Origin of the sequence: Paenibacillus mendelii, from assembly GCF_024498075.1 — a bacterium.
Taxonomy (GTDB): domain Bacteria; phylum Bacillota; class Bacilli; order Paenibacillales; family Paenibacillaceae; genus Paenibacillus_Z; species Paenibacillus_Z mendelii.
This window is the reverse complement of sequence record NZ_JANHOF010000002.1, coordinates 310,165-330,319: the sequence shown is the minus strand read 5'-3', so window position 1 is coordinate 330,319 and position 20,155 is coordinate 310,165. Positions and strand designations below refer to the sequence as shown.

Sequence of the window (20,155 nt, the reverse complement as noted above, 5' to 3'; positions counted from 1 at the left end):
TTAAGAAAGTCCTTATACGCATGGAAGAGCCGCTCTTCTGGGGATGAGCGGCTCTTCCATGCGTTATGCCATAGTGAATGTCTTGCCGCCGATTAAGCGTTCTGCGTTTATGGCTTAATAAACTGCTGTGTCCAATAATGATTCATTTTTCCACCGGTGCAGTAACCGATACCGATCTCCGTAAAGTTCGGACTCATTATGTTTTCTCGATGTCCAGGACTGTTCATCCAAGCATTCATAACATCTTGAGCGTCCGTCTGTCCTGCAGCAATGTTCTCGCCTGCATAGGAGTAGTCAATATGGAATGCCCGCATCATGTCGAAGGGGCTGCCGTACGAAGGAGAATCATGAGAGAAATATCCTTGGTCGCGCATGTCCTGTGATTTGAACAGTGCAACGCGAGAGAGCTCCGAATTCTCCGTCAATGGCGCGAGTCCTTGCTTGGCGCGTTCTTCGTTAACGAGCCGGACAATTTCTTGGTTCACGCTGCTCTCACTGTCTCCGTTATCAAGAGCCTTCACACCGACGCTCTTGTTCATCGGGAGATTGATCCGGTCACCTTGGTAAATCCAATGCGGATCCTTAATTTGTGGATTAGCCCGTATGATGGCAGCTAGAGGCACATAATGCTCGACGGAAATATCCCACAGGTTGTCACCGCGTTTAACGATATGCTGGTCGGGGTGTGCAGGTTCAGCGGCGGCTGCAGTTCCGACTGCTGCAGGCAGCATCATGAATGCCAGCAGTCCGGCTAACCGTTTGAATTTCATGTTTAGAGGGCTCCTTTACAAACAAGTTCGTTCATCCCGTAATATGTTCAAACCGCTGTTGCGTTATCCGCTGCTGCAGCACTGTGGCATGGGGAATTTCATCCTGCTTGTGAGCCGGCCATCGCGAGTTCCTTGGCCAGCGGCGGATATAACATTTTGGATCAATATCGCTGCCGTCCTTAAAGTCTCTCAATCCATGCCGCCATCGAGATAGAGAAGTTGAATCCATTTGCAGAAGCTATGATTGTACTATTCGTGTATGTTATCATTCTCTTATATGGACTATAATTAATGATTAGGCAGGATATGATAATATGGAACAGCTCGTCCGTCGAACAGAATCGGTTGATGATGGCCGCCGGTTTTTGTTTGCCCTAGGCGAACATGATTTGCCGCTGCAGGTGGAGAGTATCGGATATAATCCCCATCAAGAGCCAATTCTGCGACCCAAGGGTTATCCATGCTTTCACTGGCTGCAGACACTCGAGGGAGAGGGCGAATTCGAGCTTAGCGGACGTCAATTCACATTGCCTCCCGGCTGCGGTTCCTTGCTCTTCCCCGGCGTACCGCACACCTATGCTCCTAAGGATAAACAATGGGCGACGATTTATTTGACCTTCGGCGGTTCTCTTGCGGAGTCAATACTCGCCTCCCTTGATATAAGGCATACGGAATGGTTTCATTGGAATGAAGATGCGCCGGTTACAGCCCAATTGCTCGCCATGATCGAGCAGGCGCAGCATGACGAGGACCGTTCGGGCTTGAACGCTTCCGCGCAGTTATATCAATTTATTACCACCTTGAAGAAATACGGCCAAACCGGCAGCCGTTCTTCACTTTTTCAGCATTTGGAGAAGCTTGATCCGCTGCTGCAGTGGCTCGAATTGCATTACGGCGATCCCGAAATCGGCTTGAATGATATGGCTGCCCTGCTGGGGCTGAGCCCGCGTTATTTGAACGCCTTATTCCGCCAAGCCTTCGGTATTACAACCTACGCTTATTTGATCCGGCTGCGCATTCGCAAAGCGAAGGAGCTGATGAGCCGGGGCGGCCGGAAATCGATTAAAGAAATCGCAGAGCTGTCCGGGTATCGAGACCCGAGCCACTTTATCGCGACTTTCGGCAGGACGGAAGGGATGACGCCTGATCAATTCCGTAAACTGCAGGGAATAGTGTTCTGATCATCGTCCTGAGCAGCCCAAACGATTCCAAAATAACGCTGATCTACATATAGCAAACGATCGGAGCGACAAATACTATGGATGTTAAACTTTGCGGGGGCTGCAGCGAAGAGAAACCGCTGTCCTCGTTTACGAAGCGTTCCGGGCGAAACGGGCGGCGCGGCACGTGCCGTTCCTGCCAGCGAAGGCGGCATCGCGAGAACTCACATCCCACCGCGGGGGAAGATGGGGAATCTACAGAAGCCGGAGCCCGTACGGCTGGCCCGGAGAGAAGCACGGATTTACCGGTGCCAGTCCATAACGATACAACCGCTGCAGAAGCTGAGTCCGATGCACCCCAACGAAAACGAAAGCGGCGCAGCCGCAAAAAACGTAAGCAGGCCGGTGACGGTCAAGGCCAAGAGCGGCAGACTGCATCTCTTGATGAGACGGAAGACCAACCGGACTCTTCGCCGGTCGTGTTGGAGGAGGAGGTGGACTCCCAGCCTGTCACGCTGAATGAAGCGCCGACGAAACGCAAACGCAAGCGTAAGCGGAGAAGACGTGGACGTCCCCTTGAAGAGAAGGATGAGAAGACTCTTCATACATCCGGGTTCGAACATGGACATGCTCTGGAACCGGCTGAACCTGAACCCATCGAGCTGAACGAATTTACCGCCGCCGAGCTTCCAGTCAAGACGGAGGGGGAGCGGGGCGAGCGGTCAGACCATAGGAATGAGGCCATCACCGATGAATCAGTGCCCAGGCGCAAACGAAAGCGCAAGCGCCGCCGCAAGCGCCGGAGCTTGGATTCCCATGTGCCGGGTGAAGAAGAACGTCCTCCGGTACGGCCGCCGTACAAGCGCATCGTACCCATCAAAGGATCGTTTAGCTATGATACCCGGCTGTTGAATGATCGGGGGACTGGGCTTATTCGTCTTCGCGGCAGACGCGAGACGGGCAAACGCTGGTCGACGGAAATCCCGACGGAAATGGCAGTTCGAATGGTTAATGAGGGCGCTGCAGGCATCATAAATCCGACCTTGATTCATAAGCTCTATACAAAAACGGATTTCCGCTTATACATTCTTCAACGGGACGATTATGTGTGCAAATATTGCGGTCGATTCGGCGATACCATTGACCACGTGATGCCGAAATCAAAGGGGGGGTTATCAACCCCGGACAACTGCGTATGTGCGTGTGCGGAATGCAATCTGAAGAAAGCCGATCATCTCGACTTTGTATTCGACGATTTATAGGAATGAAACAAGAGGCATCGGCAGATGCGGCGTACGAGCTTTATCTTGATGAGTAAACTTCCCGTTGAAATAATTTCAACGGGTTTTTGCGTTTGTTGGGTAATAATAGGAAGATTGGCCAGACGTCAATATTCGTTAATTATTGTAAACTGTTAACGAGTTCGAAACATTTCGGAGATGCTGAAGAGATAATAATGAGCTACTTTTAATGGTAGGGTGATACGATGGACAAAAAAATACTCGTTGTTGACGATGAGCAGAGCATAGCTGGAGCAATTGCCTATGCCTTCCGCCGGGAAGGCTACACCGTTGAAATCGCATATGACGGCGAAGAGGCATTGAATAAAGTGGCTACCTTCAAGCCGCGGGTCATGGTTCTTGACGTCATGATGCCGAAGATGAATGGATATGATGTTTGCCGTAAACTGGAAAACCGCACAGGACTCGGAATCATCATGCTGACGGTGAAGAACGATATTGTGGACAAAGTCATCGGTTTGGAGCTCGGTGCCGATGATTATATGACGAAGCCCTTCGACCTGCGTGAGCTGGTTGCCCGGGTAAAGGCGTTGTTTCGCCGGTTGGAGAATAGACCCGTGGAAGAAGCACAGTCCGTTGAAATCGGGGAGCTCCGTCTCCACATTCCGAATCGAACGGTACTCCTTCAAGGAGAGACACTGGAGCTGACGCCCAAGGAATTTGATCTGCTGTCCCTGCTGCTGACTCATCCGGAGCGTGTTTACACCCGTGATGAGCTGCTTGATCTAGTGTGGGATATTGATTATGCCGGCGGTACGCGAACCGTAGATATTCATATGCAGCGGCTTCGCAAGAAGCTTGGTGAGCCTTATCAGCAGCTTCTTCAGACCGTATACGGTATAGGTTATAAGGCGATGCGCGGGATCGTGCTATGAGCGGCGCAAGCAGCGGGGGAATGCGGCTCAGCTTAAAATGGCGCTTTACCGTCGCGCTCGCAGCGCTGCTCCTGCTGACGGTATCCGCGCTGAGCTGGCTCGTACTGCGCGAGATTGAACTTGACCAGAGGCAGAAGGTGGAGGCCGATCTGAAACGCCGTAGCGAGCTGGCGAACCTGCGGGTCAGGCAAACATTCTTGAGTAATTCGCTCACCGACGGCCAGACATTCATGCGGCGCAGCGGGCAGCAGCTTGCGTCGGATCTTAGCAGTCTGCTTAGCGGGACGCACATTGTCCTCTATGACATGCAAGGCAAGGAGGTCGGCAATTCCTTGCCGCTTTCAAAGACGGGCTCCATTGCGGATACGCTTGAGCTGGCCAAGCAGGGAATGACGGTTTATCAGGTTGCCGGAGATAATCTGATCTATCTGTCTCCGCTTGTTTGGTCGATCGGCCAGGTCGGCATCGTACAGATTCATTACTCGCTCAAAGCCGATCGCGACTTTTATGCTTCCATAGAACGGAGTATGCGCAATATCGGTTTGACTGCACTGGCGATTAGCTTCTTAATCGGCTTTCTGTACGTGCAGCGTGTTACGAAAGCTCTTGCCAGGCTCCGGCTCTCCGCGGATCGAATCCGAGCGGGCGATTATATCGAACAATCACCGGTTAAGCGAAGAGACGAGCTCGGCGAGCTGAGCGAGGGGATTATGTATATGAGCCGTGAGATTGAGCAGAGTTTCGCCAGACAGAAACAGTTTATCGGTAACATCAGCCATGAATTCAAGACACCGCTGACGAGCATTATGGCATATACGGATTTACTGGATATGTACCAGGATGACCCCGCTCTTCTGGAGGAAGCGAGATTGAATATCCGCAAGGAGGCAGACCGGCTGCTCGAGATGGTTGAGAAGGTGCTCTATTTGTCCGCTATGGAGCAATATGAGTTCAGCCAGAACGCCGAAACGCTGGACGTCAGCGAAACGCTAAGCGACGTATGCAGCCGGATGAGCGGCAAGGCGGTTCAATTCGGCCTTCGGATCGATACGGAATTACAGCCGGCACTCGTGCTGGCGGATCGGGAAAGCTTAATGCATATTTTTCTCAATCTGCTCGACAATGCGATCAAATATAACGTCGAGGGCGGGCAAATCAATGTATCCTGCAAGGCGGAGGGCAATCAATGTGTGGTTGTCATTCGGGATACCGGGATCGGCATTCCGCAGGAGGCAAGAGCCAAGCTGTTCGAGCCGTTCTTTACTGTCAGCAAGGACCGCGCCCGCCTGACCGGCGGAACCGGCCTCGGACTGTCGCTCGTGAAACGGCTGGTTGAGCTTCAGGGGGGACAGGTTGCGTTATCGTCTCCGCCTATAGGCGGGCAAGGGACTGTATTCACGGTAACTCTGCCAATCGCCCCGTCAGCCTCAGCTTAAGCTTCCGAAGCGAGTTTTGCTCGACCGCTCCCTTCGGAAGCGGTAAGCTCCAAAACTTTTAGGAGGTCATGCCATGAAACTTGCAAGGGGGAATTGGGCGGTTGCCGCGGCGGGTATCGTCTGCATCCTTATGCTTAGCGGATGCAGTTCCAATACCGCGGAAGAAGAACGGACCGTGATCGTCAAGCCTGAGAAGACGATCACAGTCGTAGAGAAGAAGCCGCCGGCCGTCTCCACGACGATCGAAGTGGAGAAGATCGAGACCTTCGAAGGCGTCCGCGGCATGGACTGGCTTAGTGAGGACCGCTTGATTATCTCCAAGTCTAACGAACAGGTGCAGGCGTTATCGGTTGAAGGGGAGAAGCGCCAGCCGAACAATTTGTATATACGCGACTTCGGAGCCGGAACCGACGAGGCGCTCTCCGAGGATCGGATGGATCAGGACTATGCAGTATTGTCCCCCGATAAGAAGCATCTGTATTACAAACAGCATGTGGAGGAGATGGCAACGGGCTATATTATGAATCTGGCTACTCGTGAGACCGTGAAGACGGGTGAACAGTTCGTCGGAATATATGAATCCGAGTGGGCTGACAATGAACGTGTTGTCTTCACCACGGAAACCGGCGATATTGCAAGATCTGACATTAACGGTAACACGGAAATTCTGCTGAAGGCCGATCATTCGACCTATAATACGAAGCAGAGAGGCACGCTGCTCTATTACATCGGCCAGCAAAATAAGCTGTTCCGGTATGATCTGAAGACCAAGGAGCAGAAGGCGCTGGATAAGCAGGTGATTTGGTTCGTCCCCTCCAATGACGGCATGCAGTTTGCCGTCGTCAAGCATTTGAACAATCTGGATGTGGAGGAGATGCAGATGGAGCTTTCGATTACCGATCAGGCGATGCAGCCGAAGATTAAAGTCGCAAGCGGCAACCAAGTTTTCGGAACGAGCTGGTCGCCCGATGGCACCAAGCTGGCCTATACGCTCACCTCCGCCGGTAACGTTCAAGGCGTTTACGTAGCTGATGTCGTATCCGGCAAGGCAACTCAGCTGTCGGTTGATATGGAGCAGGCAAGCGATACGCTGCGCTGGAGCCCTTCGGGTAAGAAACTGCTCATGTCCACATCGGCCTTCCGCGGCAATAAAGTCGTATTTATCTCCTATGTCATTACATTGAAATAGAAGATCGGCTGTCATTGGAAAATATTTATAGCCTTCCGCGGCAGCCTCCTTCTCAGGAGGCAGTAAAACCAGCTGAACTGTAGGAATTACAAGGTTTCTCCTGTTTATGGAGATTGTGTTGTCTATGATAAAAGTGATAGGCTGGCAGATTTTGAGGCATGATCTATAAAACTCCCTATGTTAACATGAGTTGCGTCGGGTAACCGGCACTAACAAACGTAAACTGAAGGGAGATTTTTATTCATGAAGAAGCAACCATTTCGTATAGGTATGGCAGGCGTACTCGCAGCGGGGATGATCGTTCTCGGGGGAGGAGCAGCTGTACAGAAGGCGGATGCCGCCTCCATGAACGGAGCCCCGGTCACGTATAAGATGAATAATTCGTTAAGTCAGATTGGCCAGCAGTATGGTGTGGATTTGTCCAAACTGATCGGTTCGAATAACAATTGGATTTGGGCTGGCATTAACTGCCCTCCTGTGAACAACGGCGGATCGACTAACGGAGGTACGAACAACGGTACTGACGGCGGATCGACAAACGGAGGTTCGAACAACGGCGGATCGACTAATGGTGGTACGACTAACGGCGGATCGACTAATGGTGGTACGACTAACGGCGGTACAAACGGTGGATCGACCAATGGTGGTACGACTAACGGCGGTACAAACGGTGGTACAACTAATGGCGGCTCGACGGGTACAGTAACGCAGGATAAATTTGCTGCAGAAGTGATTACGCTTGTTAATGCTGAGCGTGCCAAAGCAGGCTTGTCCAAGCTGACTTCGGATTCTCTTCTGACTAAAGTGGCTTATGACAAAGCTAAAGACATGTACGATAATAACTATTTCGACCATAATTCCCCAACATACGGCTCTCCTTTTGATATGATGCGTGCTTATGGCGTGAAGTATTCCTATGCAGGTGAGAATATTGCAAAAGGCCAACGTTCGCCGCAAGAAGTAATGACGGCTTGGATGAACAGCGCCGGTCACCGTGCGAACATCTTGAACAAAAACTTTAACAAAATCGGCGTCGCTTACTACAACGGCGAGTGGGTACAAGAGTTTACATCTTAATTTTTAGCCATCATGGTATATTCGCTTTAAAAAAAGCAAACAAGCGGCTGCTGCCGCTTTTTTTGCTTTTTTTTGTATGGTTTACGTGGACTTTCAGCGCTTAGCGGTGCGAAACATAAAGATAATGATGGCCAATTCCATTGCGATTGCTGCGAGAATAAATACGAAGCTGGCTAATCGCCAGTCATTATCCATGTTAAAGGTGAAGGTATGATACAGCAGCGCAAAGCCGTTAATAAACAGGAACGCCTTTCGCCGACTGTCGGCAGCGCCTGCCCATTCCTTGTCGTCTTCTTCCAACGCTCTCGATGCCGCCAAGCAGCAAATCCCATAGACGATTACAAGATGTCCGATCCCGTCGACCATGCCCAAGATGAATACATAGCCAAAAGGAGAGCGCCCCGCTTCTCCATCCGCGGGCATTACCATGCCGGGCAGTGCCATAGCGGCTAGGGCAAGAGAGGTCACGATAACGGCTGTCCTCCACTTGTCCGTGGTAATCAGTTTAGAAGCTCCGATCGAAATAAGGAGATAACCGATCATGTCCGGCAATAGATCAATTACGATAATTCTAATGTCAATGAGAACAAGCAGCAGCCCCCAAGCGATTTGTTTCCAGCCTCTCATCATCGCTCCAGCCCCCTTGCTCTTTGCGTTAATGCGCTGACATCACGTTCGGACGGGTAAGGATCGTACTGGATATGTACAGCAGCATTGAATGGGCGACCAGTCTTCTCCACTCCTTCGACCCATAGTAGAATCCGGTAATAATTTAAAGCTTGTTCCGCGCGCAGATCGCCTTTATTAAATTGAAACTGATAACTGATTTTTATCGTCGAGCCTTTCGGAAGCTCGACCGGAAGCTGCAGCTCCTTCCAAGGGATGCCCTTGTCATCGTTGGAGTTTGCTGCTGGATTGGTTTGCGGTATCCGAGGATCGGCTGGCATGGTTATGTCTACATCGATCTTGAGCCAATCTGATATAGATTCGGCAAGCTCGCTTCCGATTGAAGTAAGGGTTACCGGCTCGGTAACGCGAAGCACCGAATAGCCCAAATTATCTGACGAGCCCATCGAGCTGCTGTGTTCGACCGGTGAATTTAGCGTATAGGTTGTGCCGCTGAAGCGAATCTCGCCAATGTCGGCCCCCTCGCCTCCGGTCCCATCGCTGTAATACACCTTTGCTTGCTTAATGGCTTGATCAGGCTGACGGAGAATATCAAGCGTCGGCTTCTCGATCGTCAGCAGAAACTTATTATTCATCTGATAGCGGTACTGCTGCTCATTCGGAGAGCGGTTGACACGATACAGCTCGAATCCGGGGAACTCCAGGCTAGTGACGCGTTTGCCGCCATTAATATTCTCCAGAAGGTTTAGTTCAACCTGCTGCTCCGGGTAATCGCCAAGCTCAATGAAATGCTGGAAGAAGACCGGTTTATCCAGCTGCTCTCGGTTATAATGGATCCCGTTCCCGATCCAGCTTGCGGCAATCGCAGCTATGACGAGAAATAGGGGAAGATTTCTTCTGATTACGGTATCCTCCTTCAAAAGTCAGGTATGCGGGCAGCTCAGGCATGACTTTACCATCTTAACTTGTATGTAAATATTTGAAAACCCATGCCAGCATATAAAAAAGCCCTCTTCGTCTTGACCTTTTAGTAACCGATGGTTATTATATAACCATCGGTTACTAAAAGGTTCCTAATAGAAATGAGGCTATACATACGATGACCACAACGCGAAAAAAGCAGACAGAGGAAATGAAAGCCGCAGTCCGCAGTGCTGCTGAAGCATTGTTTGCAGAGCGTGGATATCAAGCCGTCACGATGCGTGAAATCGCCAAGGCGGCAGGCTGCTCCCACACAGCCATCTATCTTTATTACAAAAACAAGGAGGATTTGCTGCAGCAAATCGCAATACCGTCGCTCATGGATCTGAATCAGCGGATGCTGGACAAGCTGGCGGATCAGAAGGCTGATCCTCTGGAAATTCTAATCGAGGTTTGCGAAGAATACGTTGTTTTCTGCTTAACGAATAGCAGTTTCTACACGGTATTGTTTGCAGGCTCTGTGCGCGTGGATGAGAAGGAACCGGAGCTGGAGGCCAATCGTATCCGCAACCGGCTCTTTGGTCACCTGGACCGGGCGCTTCGTCTTGCCTTGACTGGCAATCATGGAGATGAACCGGAGGCTGCGATCAATCGGACACGGGCATTGTTCTTTATGGTTCAAGGCTACGTGTCTACTTACAGCGACCATGTCGAGCCGCTGGATGAGGTTATGGAACGTACGCTGCCTTATTTGGAGCAGGGGATCCGTACGTTGGTTGCGGGAATGGTTGCACATACCCGTGCATGAGAATACTCGATGAAAGAAGCGAAGACGGCGATACACCCAAAAGTAAATTGGCTGGACAGGATTAGAGCCTGTTCAGCCATTTTCTTTTTTACGCGGACCGGTGTCTCCTTTGGCTCGACCTGCCCATATTCTTCACTCGAGCAGGCGATTTGTATCTTACTGTTCAGCCCGAAGCAGCGGATGGCTTCCATGAGATCTGATCTGGCCGTTCCCGTTCCATGACTTCAAGCCCTTCGCAAGCTTTCACATTCAATCACTTCGGATATGGGCCAGCCATGTTTTGAGCTTGGCTTCCTCCGCCTTCGGACAGACCAAGAGTCCATGCGGCGTTGAGACGACAATTAAATCGTGGACGCCGATGATCAGCGTCTGCCGGTCTGTAAATACGGTATTGCCCGTTGCCTCCGGAAGTACAATGGCATCGCCGTGCCTAATGTTGCCGCCCGAATCCGGCGTTAGATGACGGCCGAGCGCAGCCCACGAGCCAATATCATCCCAGCCGCAGCGGACCGGGATGCAATATAGGGTCTGGACCTGCTCCATAACCGCGTAGTCGATGGAGAGCGCAGGCATGAGCGCATACGCCGCTGCCGCATCGCGCGGATGAGTCTGCAGGCCATTCCACAACAGAGGCTGATAACGCTGCAGGCAGCGGGCGATCGTAGAAGGACGCCATACGAATATGCCGCTGTTCCAGTACATGCCTGGCTCGCGGATCAATTGGGCGGCCCGCTCGGCGTTCGGCTTTTCAAGAAAATGAACAACGCGGAGAACACCTGGCGGCATCTCCACGGTTTCCTTCATCGTGTCCAAGGGCGCCGGTGATGTGCGTAAATAACCGAAGCCGGTTTCGGGCCGATCCGGCTCGATGCCGAGTGTTACAATCGCATCCTGTGCGCCCGCTGCAGCAACAGCCTGCTCGATTGCTGCCAGGAACGGCTGTTCATCTGCAACATACTGATCCGACGGGACAAAGACAATAGGGGAATCGTCGCCCTTTTCCAGAAACCGGGATGCGACGAGAGCCATGCATGCGGCGGTATCCTTTTGTTCGGGTTCAATAATGTACTGATCGGGGTGCATATCGGGCAGCTGCTCGGCGAGCAGAGGCTGGTAACAGTTCGGCGCGGCTACATACAGGCGGCTGCCGGGCACCAGGTTGAGGAAGCGGGCTGCCGTTTCTTGAATTAAGGTCCGGTCGGAGTGGAAGGGGAGAAATTGCTTCGGCATGGATGCGATGCTTCGCGGCCAGAACCGTGTCCCTTTACCGCCGGCCATGATGACGATATTCACGCTATGAATCACCTCCAGCATGGCGAAAAAAGGGCAGTGGGCACCCGTAAATATACTGTCATTGTATTCGCAGGTATAAATGCTTTGTAACGGCATTTGCACGTGCATCTAACGCGATTGGACGGATTTACCGGTAGGACTGGGGGTCTGATTTATGGTATTCTCTAACGCGAGCCGAAACTTATCGTACGGGGGACTTTTGGAAACATAGGTATGATGTTTCCTGCCGGTCATTAATTGTGGAACGCTTAACTGACAGCAGGAATGCTTGGGGTGAATCGCGACCGCGAATACCGCGAATGCGAAGGGTTGACTCCTCGACCCGAATCCGACAACTAACCTCGTAGGCCACATGCTTGAACGGATTGATTCTAATCTGTTCGCGATGACGGAAACGAGCGTCGTGAATGACGGCGCGTATCCGTAAACTGAAGGAGGACGACACGTTTTGAAGAATTGGAACTGGAAAAAAAGCACGGCAGCAGCAGTGCTTAGCTTGACCCTCTTTGCACATGTAGGCGCCGCTAGTGCGGCAACGAATCACAAAGCGAGCGACGGCGATACGTTCTGGAAGCTATCACAACGTTATGGCGTCACGGTTGATTCGCTGATGAAAGCAAATCCAAAGGTGAGTGCGAAGAACATTTATGCCGGACTGAACATATCCATTCCGAGCGGCGGCACGGTGAAGACAGCGGCTGCGACAAAACCAAATACCATCAGCACGATGAAGGCGGCGTCTGCGGACCAAGCGTCTGATAGCGATATGCTCAATATTGGCGGACGCGTATTCAATTACTCGGATGCATTCCAGGTAAAAGCGAGTGCGTATACTTCAGCAGCTTCAGAGAACGGCGGCTGGGGAGCGGTAGACTACTTTGGTAACCCGCTCAAGCTTGGAACGATTGCGGTGGATCCTGAGCGTATTCCGTTAGGAAGCAAAGTTTATGTCACTGGTTACGATTACAATGGCTTGCCATTAGGCGGTATGATTATGGTAGCGTCCGACATGGGAGGCGCCATCAAAGGCAATCGGATCGATATCTACGTTCCGCATTCGCAGCAGCAGGCCAGAACCTTCGGCTACCAATACGTCAACGTCTTCATATTGGAATAATACTTAACGATTTACTTTTGGCTCATTCATACAGCTGTGGCTCATTCATAAAACGGCGCTCTCCCCTCTTAAGGGAGAACGCCGTTTTGCTATTTATTCATGCTGCTGCATCAGCGGTAGGTCTGGCGCGCAACGGGACGGTTAAGAAGCTCGGGCAGTGTGACGATCTGATACCCCTTGCTTCGCAGCATACGGATAAGGCGGGGAAGAGCATTGATCGTTCCAGATAGATCTTGTCCCTGCCCGCCGCCCGCATGCTGAAGAATAATGGATCCCGGCTGAAGCGTACGCTTAATGTTGATTAGGATGCGATTGCTGTCTAAGCTTCTCCAATCTTCTGAATCGACATTCCAATTCACGATCACAAATCCCTTACTCTGTGCCCATTCAATTTGCTTCGGCAGTATTTCCCCGTACGGCGGTCTGATGAGCTTGGGACTGTAGCCAATGAGCGGACGTAATAGGGCATCCGTCCGCATGACCTGCTGCTGGAATTGCTGTAACGAGATTCGTGAGAACACCGGATGACTGTAGGAATGGTTTCCGATCATATGGCCTTCTCTTTGCATCCGCCGCACAATGGAAGGATAAGCACGGGCTCTTGAACCTACAACGAAAAAGGTGGCACGCACTTTATATTTTGCCAGAATATCGAGAACCTTCGGCGTATAGTTCATATCCGGCACATCGTCGAAGGTGAGCGTGACCATTCTTGGCTTACGCGGTCCGCCTATGTAGAATGCGCCTGGATAAAGCTGCTGCAGCTTCACCCAGGATAGGGGGCGCTGTGCTTGTGTATTGCGTTGATTCCGCTTACGGTTACCGCGTCTATCCGCAGCTTCGGATTTCTTCAGCTCCGCCAATGCAGGTGTCTGCTTGCTGACCGAGGGATGCGGCACTGGAGGCGATTCGTTCCGGGCTGCAAGCAAAGACACGTTATCGGCGGTGCCTAGAATCAGTATCATGAGGACCAGAGCAGCCCGTTTCCATATTCGGCTCTTCGCAAACATTGCAGGCTCTCCCCCTTTTCAACAAGCTATGTACAAACGTCTATCCATTTTTCCACGATCCAGAACCGATCATGCATCAATTCCCGAATCAGAAGCCGCACAGCTTATGGAAATTAACATCTTTACACAAGAAGAATGAAGCCTTAACATGAGGGATGAACCGAATACCAGAGGAGAGTGAACATGCCTACAATCGATATGCCCCTTGACCAATTGCAAGCGTATACTGGAACCAATCCGCGTCCTGACGACTTTGACGCGTACTGGGACCGCGCGCTTGCGGAGATGCGTGGAACGGATCCGCAGATCGAGCTGGTGCCAAGTGAATTTCAAACCCCTTCAGCCGAATGCTTCGACCTTTACTTTACGGGTGTCCGCGGTGCGCGTATTCATGTCAAATATGCCCGTCCACGCGGCATTAGTGAGCCGCATCCGGCTATCGTAGAGTTTCACGGCTACACGGGCAATGCCGGGAATTGGAGTGAGCGGCTGGCGTTCGTCTCGCTTGGTTTTTCTGTATTTGCAATGGATTGCCGCGGGCAAGGAGGAAGTTCAGAGGATAGCGGCGGTGTGAAAGGGAATACGCATCACGGGCATATCATCCGCGGCTTGGACGACGATGTACCGGATAATCTCCTGTTCCGTCATATCTTCCTCGATACGGCGCAGCTGGCCGCAATCGCAATGGACATGCCGGAAGTGGATGAGACACAGGTTTACGCGACAGGCGGCTCGCAAGGGGGAGCGCTTACAATCGCTTGTGCGTCCCTGGAGCCTCGCATTCGTAAGGTTGCGACGGTGTTTCCGTTCTTGAGCGACTACCGGCGCGTATGGGAGATGGATTTGGCTAAGGATGCTTATGCGGAGCTGCGCACCTATTTTCGGTTCTTCGACCCGCAGCATAAGCGGGAGGATGAAATTTTCACGAGACTGGGCTACATCGATATTCAGCATCTTGCCGGCCGCATTAAGGGTGATGTTGTAATGGGTGTGGGCCTAATGGACACTGTATGCCCGCCATCGACGCAATTTGCAGCCTATAACAAGATCACGTCATCCAAGCGTCTGGAAATCTACCCCGATTTCGGACACGAAGGCTTGCCGGGCCTAAGCGATAAGTTCATCCAGTTTTTCTTACAAGAATAGATAGCGCGGAAGGGAGTCATTATACATGCTGCAAATCGGCAAGAACGATAAATTGGTCATGATCGGCGATTCAATCACGGACTGCGAGCGTGCAAGACCGGTAGGCGAAGGCTTGTGGGGAGCAATGGGCAAAGGCTATGTGTCCATTGTGGACGGGCTGCTGAACGCGGCTTATCCGGAGCGCAGCATCCGCGTTATTAATATGGGCTGCAGCGGGAATACGGTCAAGGATTTGAAGAATCGTTGGCAGACCGACGTACTGGACTTGAAGCCGGACTGTCTCTCCATCATGATTGGGACCAATGATGTATGGCGGCAGTTCGATTTGCCTCTCCAGACCGAGATTCACGTAAAGCTGGAGGAATATGAACAGACGCTCGAAGAGCTCGTCGTCCGTACCAAGCCCCTTCTGAAGGGACTTGTTCTGATGACTCCGTTCTACATCGAGCCGAATCCGTCCGATCAGATGCGCGCTGCAATGGATCAATACGGCGAAGTTGTCAAACGAATTGCTGCCAAGCACGGCGCATTGTTCGTTGATACGCAAGCGTCATTCAACCGATTGCTCGAGCATATGTATCCGGCGTCAATCGCATGGGACCGTGTTCATCCGAACATTACGGGCCATACATTACTGGCACGTGCATTCCTGAATGCTGTCGGTTTCGATTACAATACAGGCTTGGCATAGCACCCATACAGAAGAAGCGTCTGCCGAATCGGCAGGCGCTTCTTCTATATGGACTGAAATTCATCACAGCTTCGTTGTTAATCCAGCTTCACGATCGTTCTTCCCAGATGAGCGCCGGCTAGCATTTCCTGGATGACAGCAGGAACCTCTGCGAGTGTAATGACCTTGCTGATCGTTGACAATAGTCCGGCTGGCTTGAGTTCCTCCGCCATCCGCTCCCACAGCTGGCGTCTTGTCGGCTCCGGGCAATAGACAGAATCGATGCCCAGCAGATTGACGCCTCGCAATATAAACGGATAAACGGTGGTCGGCAATTCCGTGCCTCCGGTTAATCCGCTTACCGCAACGGAGCCACCGTATTGGATCGTGCTCAGAATATAGGCCAGTGAATGTCCGCCGACCGGATCAATCGCGGCCGCCCATCGCTGTTTGTTAAGAGGAGGAGGATTGTTGGGAGTGAGCTCTGAACGTGGAAGGATATCTGCCGCTCCCAGATTGCGCAAATAATCATGACGATTCTCTTTTCCTGTAGCCGCTGCAATCTCGTAGCCGGCACGGGCAAGCATGGACACAGCCAGGCTGCCGACGCCGCCAGTTGCTCCCGTGACAAGCACGGCCCCTTGTGAAGGAGTAAGCCCATTTGCTTCCAGACGGTGAATGGACAACGCCGCCGTAAAGCCCGCCGTTCCGAGCGCCATCGCCTCTTGCAGCGTAAGACCTCGCGGAAGGGGAACGATCCAGTCGCCGCGGACCCTGGCAAATTCGCTGAAGCCGCCATGATGGGAGATGCCCAGCTCATATCCGGTGACGATCACCTCGTCGCCCGGCAGATAGCGTTCGTCGCGGGATTCCGTGACGATTCCGGCCAAATCGATGCCGGGGATGATGGGGTAGCTCTTGACGATGCGGCCGTTCGGAGAAACCGCTAATGCATCTTTATAGTTAACGCTTGAATAATGGACGCGTATGGTGACGTCGCCAGGCGGAAGGTCTTGGGACGTCATTTGTTGAACATGGGCGTCAATGGTTCCGTCTTCGGACCTGTTAACGACGAGTGCTCGAAACGATGCTGTCATTCTTCACCCCAGCCTTCCACCACAAGCTTCCCAATCATGCTGCCTGCTTCAAGCTTTGCGTGAGCAAGACGAAGATTAGCGGCATGAATAGGGGATATGCGCTCTGTCAATGTCGTATGTAAAGTCCCGTCGTCGACAAGCTCCGAGATCCGGTTAAGCAGGTGATGCTGCTGAACCATATCAGGGGTTTCGTACATAGCCCGCGTGAACATGAATTCCCAGACAAATGCAGCACTCTTATTTTTGAGCAGGCTAATGTTGACCGGCTCCTTTGTTTCCACGATGGAGCATATCATACCTTGAGGAGCAATAACCTCGGCCATTTGCGCCCAATAACGATCGGTATCGTTCAAGCATAGAATGTAGTTTACATGCGGATAACCGAGCGCTTTCAATTGCGGCGCAAGAGGCTCATAGTGATCGATGACATGGGCTGCACCATGACGTTTAGCCCATTCGACCGTTTCCGGACGCGACGCCGTACCGATTACGGTTAATTCCGCATGAGACGCAAGCTGCGTGGCGATGGAACCGACTCCGCCGGCCGCACCGATGATGAGAATCGTTTTGTGACGGTTGACTTCCTGTTGGCCGGAGATGCCAAGCCGGTCATACAGCGCCTCCCAAGCTGTAATGCCCGTTAAAGGAAGGGCGGCTGCTTCGGCGAAATCGAGCGCTGCGGGCTTGAATCCGACAATCCGCTCATCCACCAATTGAAATTCGCTGTTGCTGCCGGAGCGTGCAATGCTGCCGGAATAGTAGACCTCGTCGCCGGGCTTGAACAGAGTGCAGTCAGGACCGGCAAGCTCGACAACACCGGCGGCATCAAAGCCGAGAATACGCGGCTCCTTCTCCGAATGGTCCTTTGGTGAACGAACTTTCGTATCGACCGGATTGACGGAAACAGCCATTACCTTCACAAGCAGATCGCGTCCTACGGGTACGGGCTTTGGAAGGGTCACATCAATTAAGCTCTCAGGTTGATCGATGGGGAGATAGCGCAGGAGGCCTACTGCCTTCATCAGAGGTTGTTTGTTCATTAGGATATCCATCCTTTCCAAGTTTCCTTCTCATTATAAACTATGGTTACATATTACCACAGCCAGCAACGAACGAAGCTGCCGCGTGTGATTCATGAGCGTGGATAAGGCCGCTCCGCGCATGCAAGAACCCCCGGATTTGCTTCCGCAATTCCGGGGGCTCGCTTCAGGGCTGCTGTTTTCTTGCTGCAGTAATCGTACCGATGGGGAAGGGCTTGTACGCTATACTTTAAAAATGGAGATCGTCCGCTGAAGCTGCATGACGATCTGCTGCATCTTCTCGGTCTCGTCGACTACCTCTTGTACTGAAGTGATTTGTTCATTCATCGACGCAGATACTTGTTCAGTCCCCGCTGCCGATTGCTGAGTGATTGCCGAGATATTCTGAATAGCGCCGGAAATTTTTCTTGCGCTCTCCAGCATCGCATCGCTTTCGCTGGAGAATTGGCTGATCAGTTCCGATATGAAATGGACGCTGGAGACGATTTCACCAAAAATATGCTCCGATTCGCGCAGCATAACCGTCTGGTGCTGTACAACTTCTTCGTTTACTTGGATATTCTGAATCGCCTGCTTGACGCCTTGGTCGATGCTGCGGACAAGCCCGAATACTTCCTTCGTCGATGAGGTCGATTCTTCGGCGAGCTTGCGCACTTCTTGTGCGACGATGGCGAAGCCGCGTCCATGCTCACCAGCCCGGGCCGCTTCGATAGAGGCATTGAGCGACAGCAGGTTCGTTTGCTCAGCCAGGTCGGAGATTGTCCGGGTAATGGAGGAAATTCCTTCCGCTTGACGCGCGAGCTCCTCGATCGTAGCCGCAACATTAGAGGTCGCCTCTACATTGCGTTTCATGCCGACCGACTGGCTTTCAACCGCTTGCCGGCCTCTCTCGACGAGCGCAAGCGTATGGTCGGAACGGTTATTCATCTCCTTGGTTGAATGGGCATAGGAGCTAACCTTGTCCTCAATCTCCCGAATCGAATCGGCCATCTCGCCGACATCCTCGGAAATCTCATTGGCTCCGGTCGCAAGCTCGCCTGCGGAAGCGCCTACCTGCTCCATAACCTGCTTCAAGCTCTTATTCTTCTCAAAGATGTTCCGGCTCGCATCATTAACGATGCGGGAAATATTTGTCGTTTCTTTCAAAATATCGCGTAATTTGTCGACCATGCTGTTGAAGGAATGACCTAGTTCTCCAAGTGAGGAGGAGGATGAAACGTCTACACGCTGTGAAAAGTCGCCTTTGGCAATGCCGAATGCAATGGTGGAGATTTCCTCAATTGAGGATGTAAGCGCTCTCTCGATGACGCCCACTAGAGGAAAGGTAATGACGGCGGCAGCAGCAATGACGATGAGCCCCGCTATGATCGACCCGCCCGAGATCAGAAGCGTGAGCAGCAGGAGAATCGAAAAAATACTTACAATCGTATAACAGCCAACCAAAAGCTTGTTACGGATAGATAAGGAATGAAACCATTGCATCTGGAATGCTCCCCTTTTATTGGAATATTCTCTTATTATATCACCGCCCCAATATTTGTCTATATTCGTCTAATACAATCGGTTCAAGTCGAAAGACCGACGAAAAATACTTATATATGTCGCCAGAACCAGATAAATAAGTCGAATGTGTAAGAATTTTGTAAAAAATGTGTTGATAGAACTATTTAACTGTCCTATAATGGGACTGCAGACACGTATTTCGTAGCAGCCAGATAAAAAAAGAGGATCTCATGAGGTGAAAGCTTATGAATTTAGAGACAACATCATTGGCCCGGCAAGTGGATTACGTGTTTCGTCAATTAGAGGAGGAGCTTCTTCACTCGGCAGCAGGTACAGTCTTCATACATATTCGTAATAACACAGTCGGCAAATACGGGATTCGTCACAACCCAATCGAAAGCCGCAATGGACAAATCGGTGACAAATCAACTGAGCAAGGAATGACGCCGGCACAGGCACAGTCTTTCAGACAGATGGCGATTGATTCGCTAAAGCTTAAGCGAAATTGGACACACGGTGAAATCCTTTACGATTTTTCAGTCCGTTCGAGTACGGGCGCTTGGTCGGCGAGTATTATGTTCGAATCTAATTATAATTTGGCCAACGGGATGTTCCGCTATCAACCGAAGTATGGGCAGCAGGCACTACGAGAAACCCCATAACGGATGAATAGCTTGATAAGCACACAAAAAATGCTGTCCAACAAATGGGCAGCATTTTTGTGCACCTTATAGAATTTATAAGTATCACACCTAAATTTCTATAGGGTCTAAGTAGACTCGATTTAGCGGGTGAAATTGCTGCCTGCAAGCTGTTGTTCAGCGATCTGAACGAGCTTGCGAGTGATATATCCACCAAGGGCTCCTGCATCACGAGTTGCCATGTAGCCATAGTAGCCGTCCTGCGGGATTTGAATGCCGAGCTCTTGGGCTACTTCGTATTTCATTTGATCTAGAGCTGCGCTTGCTTGAGGTACAACGAGCGAGTTGCTGCTGCGGGATTGTCCTGCCATCTTGTTCACCCCCTTGTGTACCCTTAGTATGGTCGCGTTGGTACCTTTTATGCGATTGCGGATACAAAAGATGGGTATGTATTTTTTTCCAGCTTAAGGGCGG

20 protein-coding genes and 1 riboswitch are annotated in these 20,155 nt (G+C 51.6%); of the genes, 11 read left to right on the top strand and 9 right to left on the bottom strand.

Annotated features, from left to right (window positions below):
- Positions 1-107 precede the first annotated feature (107 nt).
- On the bottom strand, positions 108-770 hold the full coding sequence (locus NNL21_RS08715; protein ID WP_256555129.1) for a CAP domain-containing protein: 663 nt from the start codon (positions 768-770) through the stop codon (positions 108-110).
- 314 nt (positions 771-1,084) lie between these two features.
- Here NNL21_RS08715 and NNL21_RS08710 point away from each other — a divergent pair, with 314 nt between their 5' ends.
- The 6 genes from NNL21_RS08710 (at position 1,085) to NNL21_RS08685 (ending at position 7,808) form a co-directional block, all read left to right on the top strand.
- Positions 1,085-1,951: an AraC family transcriptional regulator gene (locus tag NNL21_RS08710; protein ID WP_204817566.1), complete on the top strand. Its 867-nt coding sequence runs from the start codon at positions 1,085-1,087 to the stop codon at positions 1,949-1,951.
- 77 nt (positions 1,952-2,028) lie between these two features.
- A complete protein-coding gene (locus tag NNL21_RS08705) occupies positions 2,029-3,192 on the top strand; it encodes an HNH endonuclease (protein ID WP_204817568.1) in 1,164 nt (387 codons plus the stop codon).
- Positions 3,193-3,416: 224 nt separating this feature from the next.
- Positions 3,417-4,106 carry a response regulator transcription factor gene (locus tag NNL21_RS08700; protein ID WP_204817570.1) on the top strand — a complete coding sequence of 230 codons (690 nt, stop codon included), beginning with the start codon at positions 3,417-3,419 and terminating at the stop codon, positions 4,104-4,106.
- Complete coding sequence (locus tag NNL21_RS08695) at positions 4,103-5,542, top strand: sensor histidine kinase (RefSeq protein ID WP_256555128.1); 1,440 nt, start codon at positions 4,103-4,105, stop codon at positions 5,540-5,542. The genes NNL21_RS08700 and NNL21_RS08695 overlap by 4 nt, the downstream gene beginning before the upstream one ends.
- Positions 5,543-5,615: 73 nt before the next feature.
- Positions 5,616-6,731, top strand: coding sequence for a PD40 domain-containing protein (locus NNL21_RS08690; protein WP_204817571.1), 1,116 nt, complete (start codon positions 5,616-5,618; stop codon positions 6,729-6,731).
- A 243-nt stretch (positions 6,732-6,974) separates the two neighbouring features.
- Entirely contained in the window at positions 6,975-7,808 is an 834-nt protein-coding gene (locus NNL21_RS08685) for a CAP domain-containing protein (protein WP_204817572.1), read from the top strand.
- A gap of 93 nt (positions 7,809-7,901) precedes the next feature.
- Here NNL21_RS08685 and NNL21_RS08680 read toward each other — a convergent pair whose 3' ends face one another.
- On the bottom strand, positions 7,902-8,438 hold the full coding sequence (locus tag NNL21_RS08680; RefSeq protein ID WP_204817573.1) for a hypothetical protein: 537 nt from the start codon (positions 8,436-8,438) through the stop codon (positions 7,902-7,904).
- Entirely contained in the window at positions 8,435-9,355 is a 921-nt protein-coding gene (locus NNL21_RS08675) for a hypothetical protein (protein WP_204817574.1), read from the bottom strand. Before NNL21_RS08675 ends, NNL21_RS08680 begins: the two co-directional genes overlap by 4 nt.
- 179 nt (positions 9,356-9,534) lie before the next feature.
- Here NNL21_RS08675 and NNL21_RS08670 point away from each other — a divergent pair, with 179 nt between their 5' ends.
- Positions 9,535-10,164 (top strand): TetR/AcrR family transcriptional regulator, encoded by a 630-nt coding sequence (locus tag NNL21_RS08670; protein WP_204817575.1) that lies wholly within the window; start codon positions 9,535-9,537, stop codon positions 10,162-10,164.
- Positions 10,165-10,413: 249 nt separating this feature from the next.
- Here NNL21_RS08670 and NNL21_RS08665 read toward each other — a convergent pair whose 3' ends face one another.
- Positions 10,414-11,457 carry a mannose-1-phosphate guanylyltransferase gene (locus NNL21_RS08665; RefSeq protein ID WP_204817576.1) on the bottom strand — a complete coding sequence of 348 codons (1,044 nt, stop codon included), beginning with the start codon at positions 11,455-11,457 and terminating at the stop codon, positions 10,414-10,416.
- Between the two features lie 162 nt (positions 11,458-11,619).
- A riboswitch (cyclic di-AMP (ydaO/yuaA leader) is annotated at positions 11,620-11,821 on the top strand.
- 84 nt (positions 11,822-11,905) lie between these two features.
- Here NNL21_RS08665 and NNL21_RS08660 point away from each other — a divergent pair.
- Complete coding sequence (locus NNL21_RS08660; RefSeq protein WP_204817577.1) at positions 11,906-12,574, top strand: 3D domain-containing protein; 669 nt, start codon at positions 11,906-11,908, stop codon at positions 12,572-12,574.
- Positions 12,575-12,684: 110 nt separating this feature from the next.
- On the opposite strand, the gene NNL21_RS08655 is transcribed toward NNL21_RS08660, so the two are convergent.
- The gene (locus tag NNL21_RS08655) at positions 12,685-13,584 is read right to left on the bottom strand and encodes a polysaccharide deacetylase family protein (RefSeq protein WP_204817578.1); all 900 of its coding nucleotides are present in this window, start codon (positions 13,582-13,584) and stop codon (positions 12,685-12,687) included.
- A 183-nt stretch (positions 13,585-13,767) separates the two neighbouring features.
- On the opposite strand from NNL21_RS08655, the gene NNL21_RS08650 reads away from it, so the two are divergent.
- Both NNL21_RS08650 and NNL21_RS08645 read left to right on the top strand, forming a co-directional pair.
- Positions 13,768-14,730: an alpha/beta fold hydrolase gene (locus NNL21_RS08650; protein ID WP_204817580.1), complete on the top strand. Its 963-nt coding sequence runs from the start codon at positions 13,768-13,770 to the stop codon at positions 14,728-14,730.
- Between the two features lie 28 nt (positions 14,731-14,758).
- The gene (locus tag NNL21_RS08645; RefSeq protein WP_204817949.1) at positions 14,759-15,421 is read left to right on the top strand and encodes an SGNH/GDSL hydrolase family protein; all 663 of its coding nucleotides are present in this window, start codon (positions 14,759-14,761) and stop codon (positions 15,419-15,421) included.
- 77 nt (positions 15,422-15,498) lie between these two features.
- Here the strand turns inward: NNL21_RS08645 and NNL21_RS08640 are convergent, their stop codons facing one another.
- The 3 genes from NNL21_RS08640 to NNL21_RS08630 form a co-directional block, all read right to left on the bottom strand.
- Entirely contained in the window at positions 15,499-16,497 is a 999-nt protein-coding gene (locus NNL21_RS08640; RefSeq protein ID WP_204817581.1) for an NADPH:quinone oxidoreductase family protein, read from the bottom strand.
- Positions 16,494-17,537, bottom strand: a complete 1,044-nt coding sequence (locus NNL21_RS08635; protein WP_204817583.1) for a zinc-binding alcohol dehydrogenase family protein — start codon at positions 17,535-17,537, stop codon at positions 16,494-16,496. The genes NNL21_RS08640 and NNL21_RS08635 overlap by 4 nt, the downstream gene beginning before the upstream one ends.
- Before the next feature lie 222 nt (positions 17,538-17,759).
- Positions 17,760-19,019 (bottom strand): methyl-accepting chemotaxis protein, encoded by a 1,260-nt coding sequence (locus tag NNL21_RS08630; protein WP_204817585.1) that lies wholly within the window; start codon positions 19,017-19,019, stop codon positions 17,760-17,762.
- 266 nt (positions 19,020-19,285) lie between these two features.
- On the opposite strand from NNL21_RS08630, the gene NNL21_RS08625 reads away from it, so the two are divergent.
- Positions 19,286-19,702, top strand: a complete 417-nt coding sequence (locus NNL21_RS08625; RefSeq protein WP_204817587.1) for an O-methyltransferase — start codon at positions 19,286-19,288, stop codon at positions 19,700-19,702.
- A 122-nt stretch (positions 19,703-19,824) separates the two neighbouring features.
- On the opposite strand, the gene NNL21_RS08620 is transcribed toward NNL21_RS08625, so the two are convergent.
- Positions 19,825-20,052, bottom strand: a complete 228-nt coding sequence (locus NNL21_RS08620; RefSeq protein ID WP_204817588.1) for an alpha/beta-type small acid-soluble spore protein — start codon at positions 20,050-20,052, stop codon at positions 19,825-19,827.
- Positions 20,053-20,155: the final 103 nt, after the last annotated feature.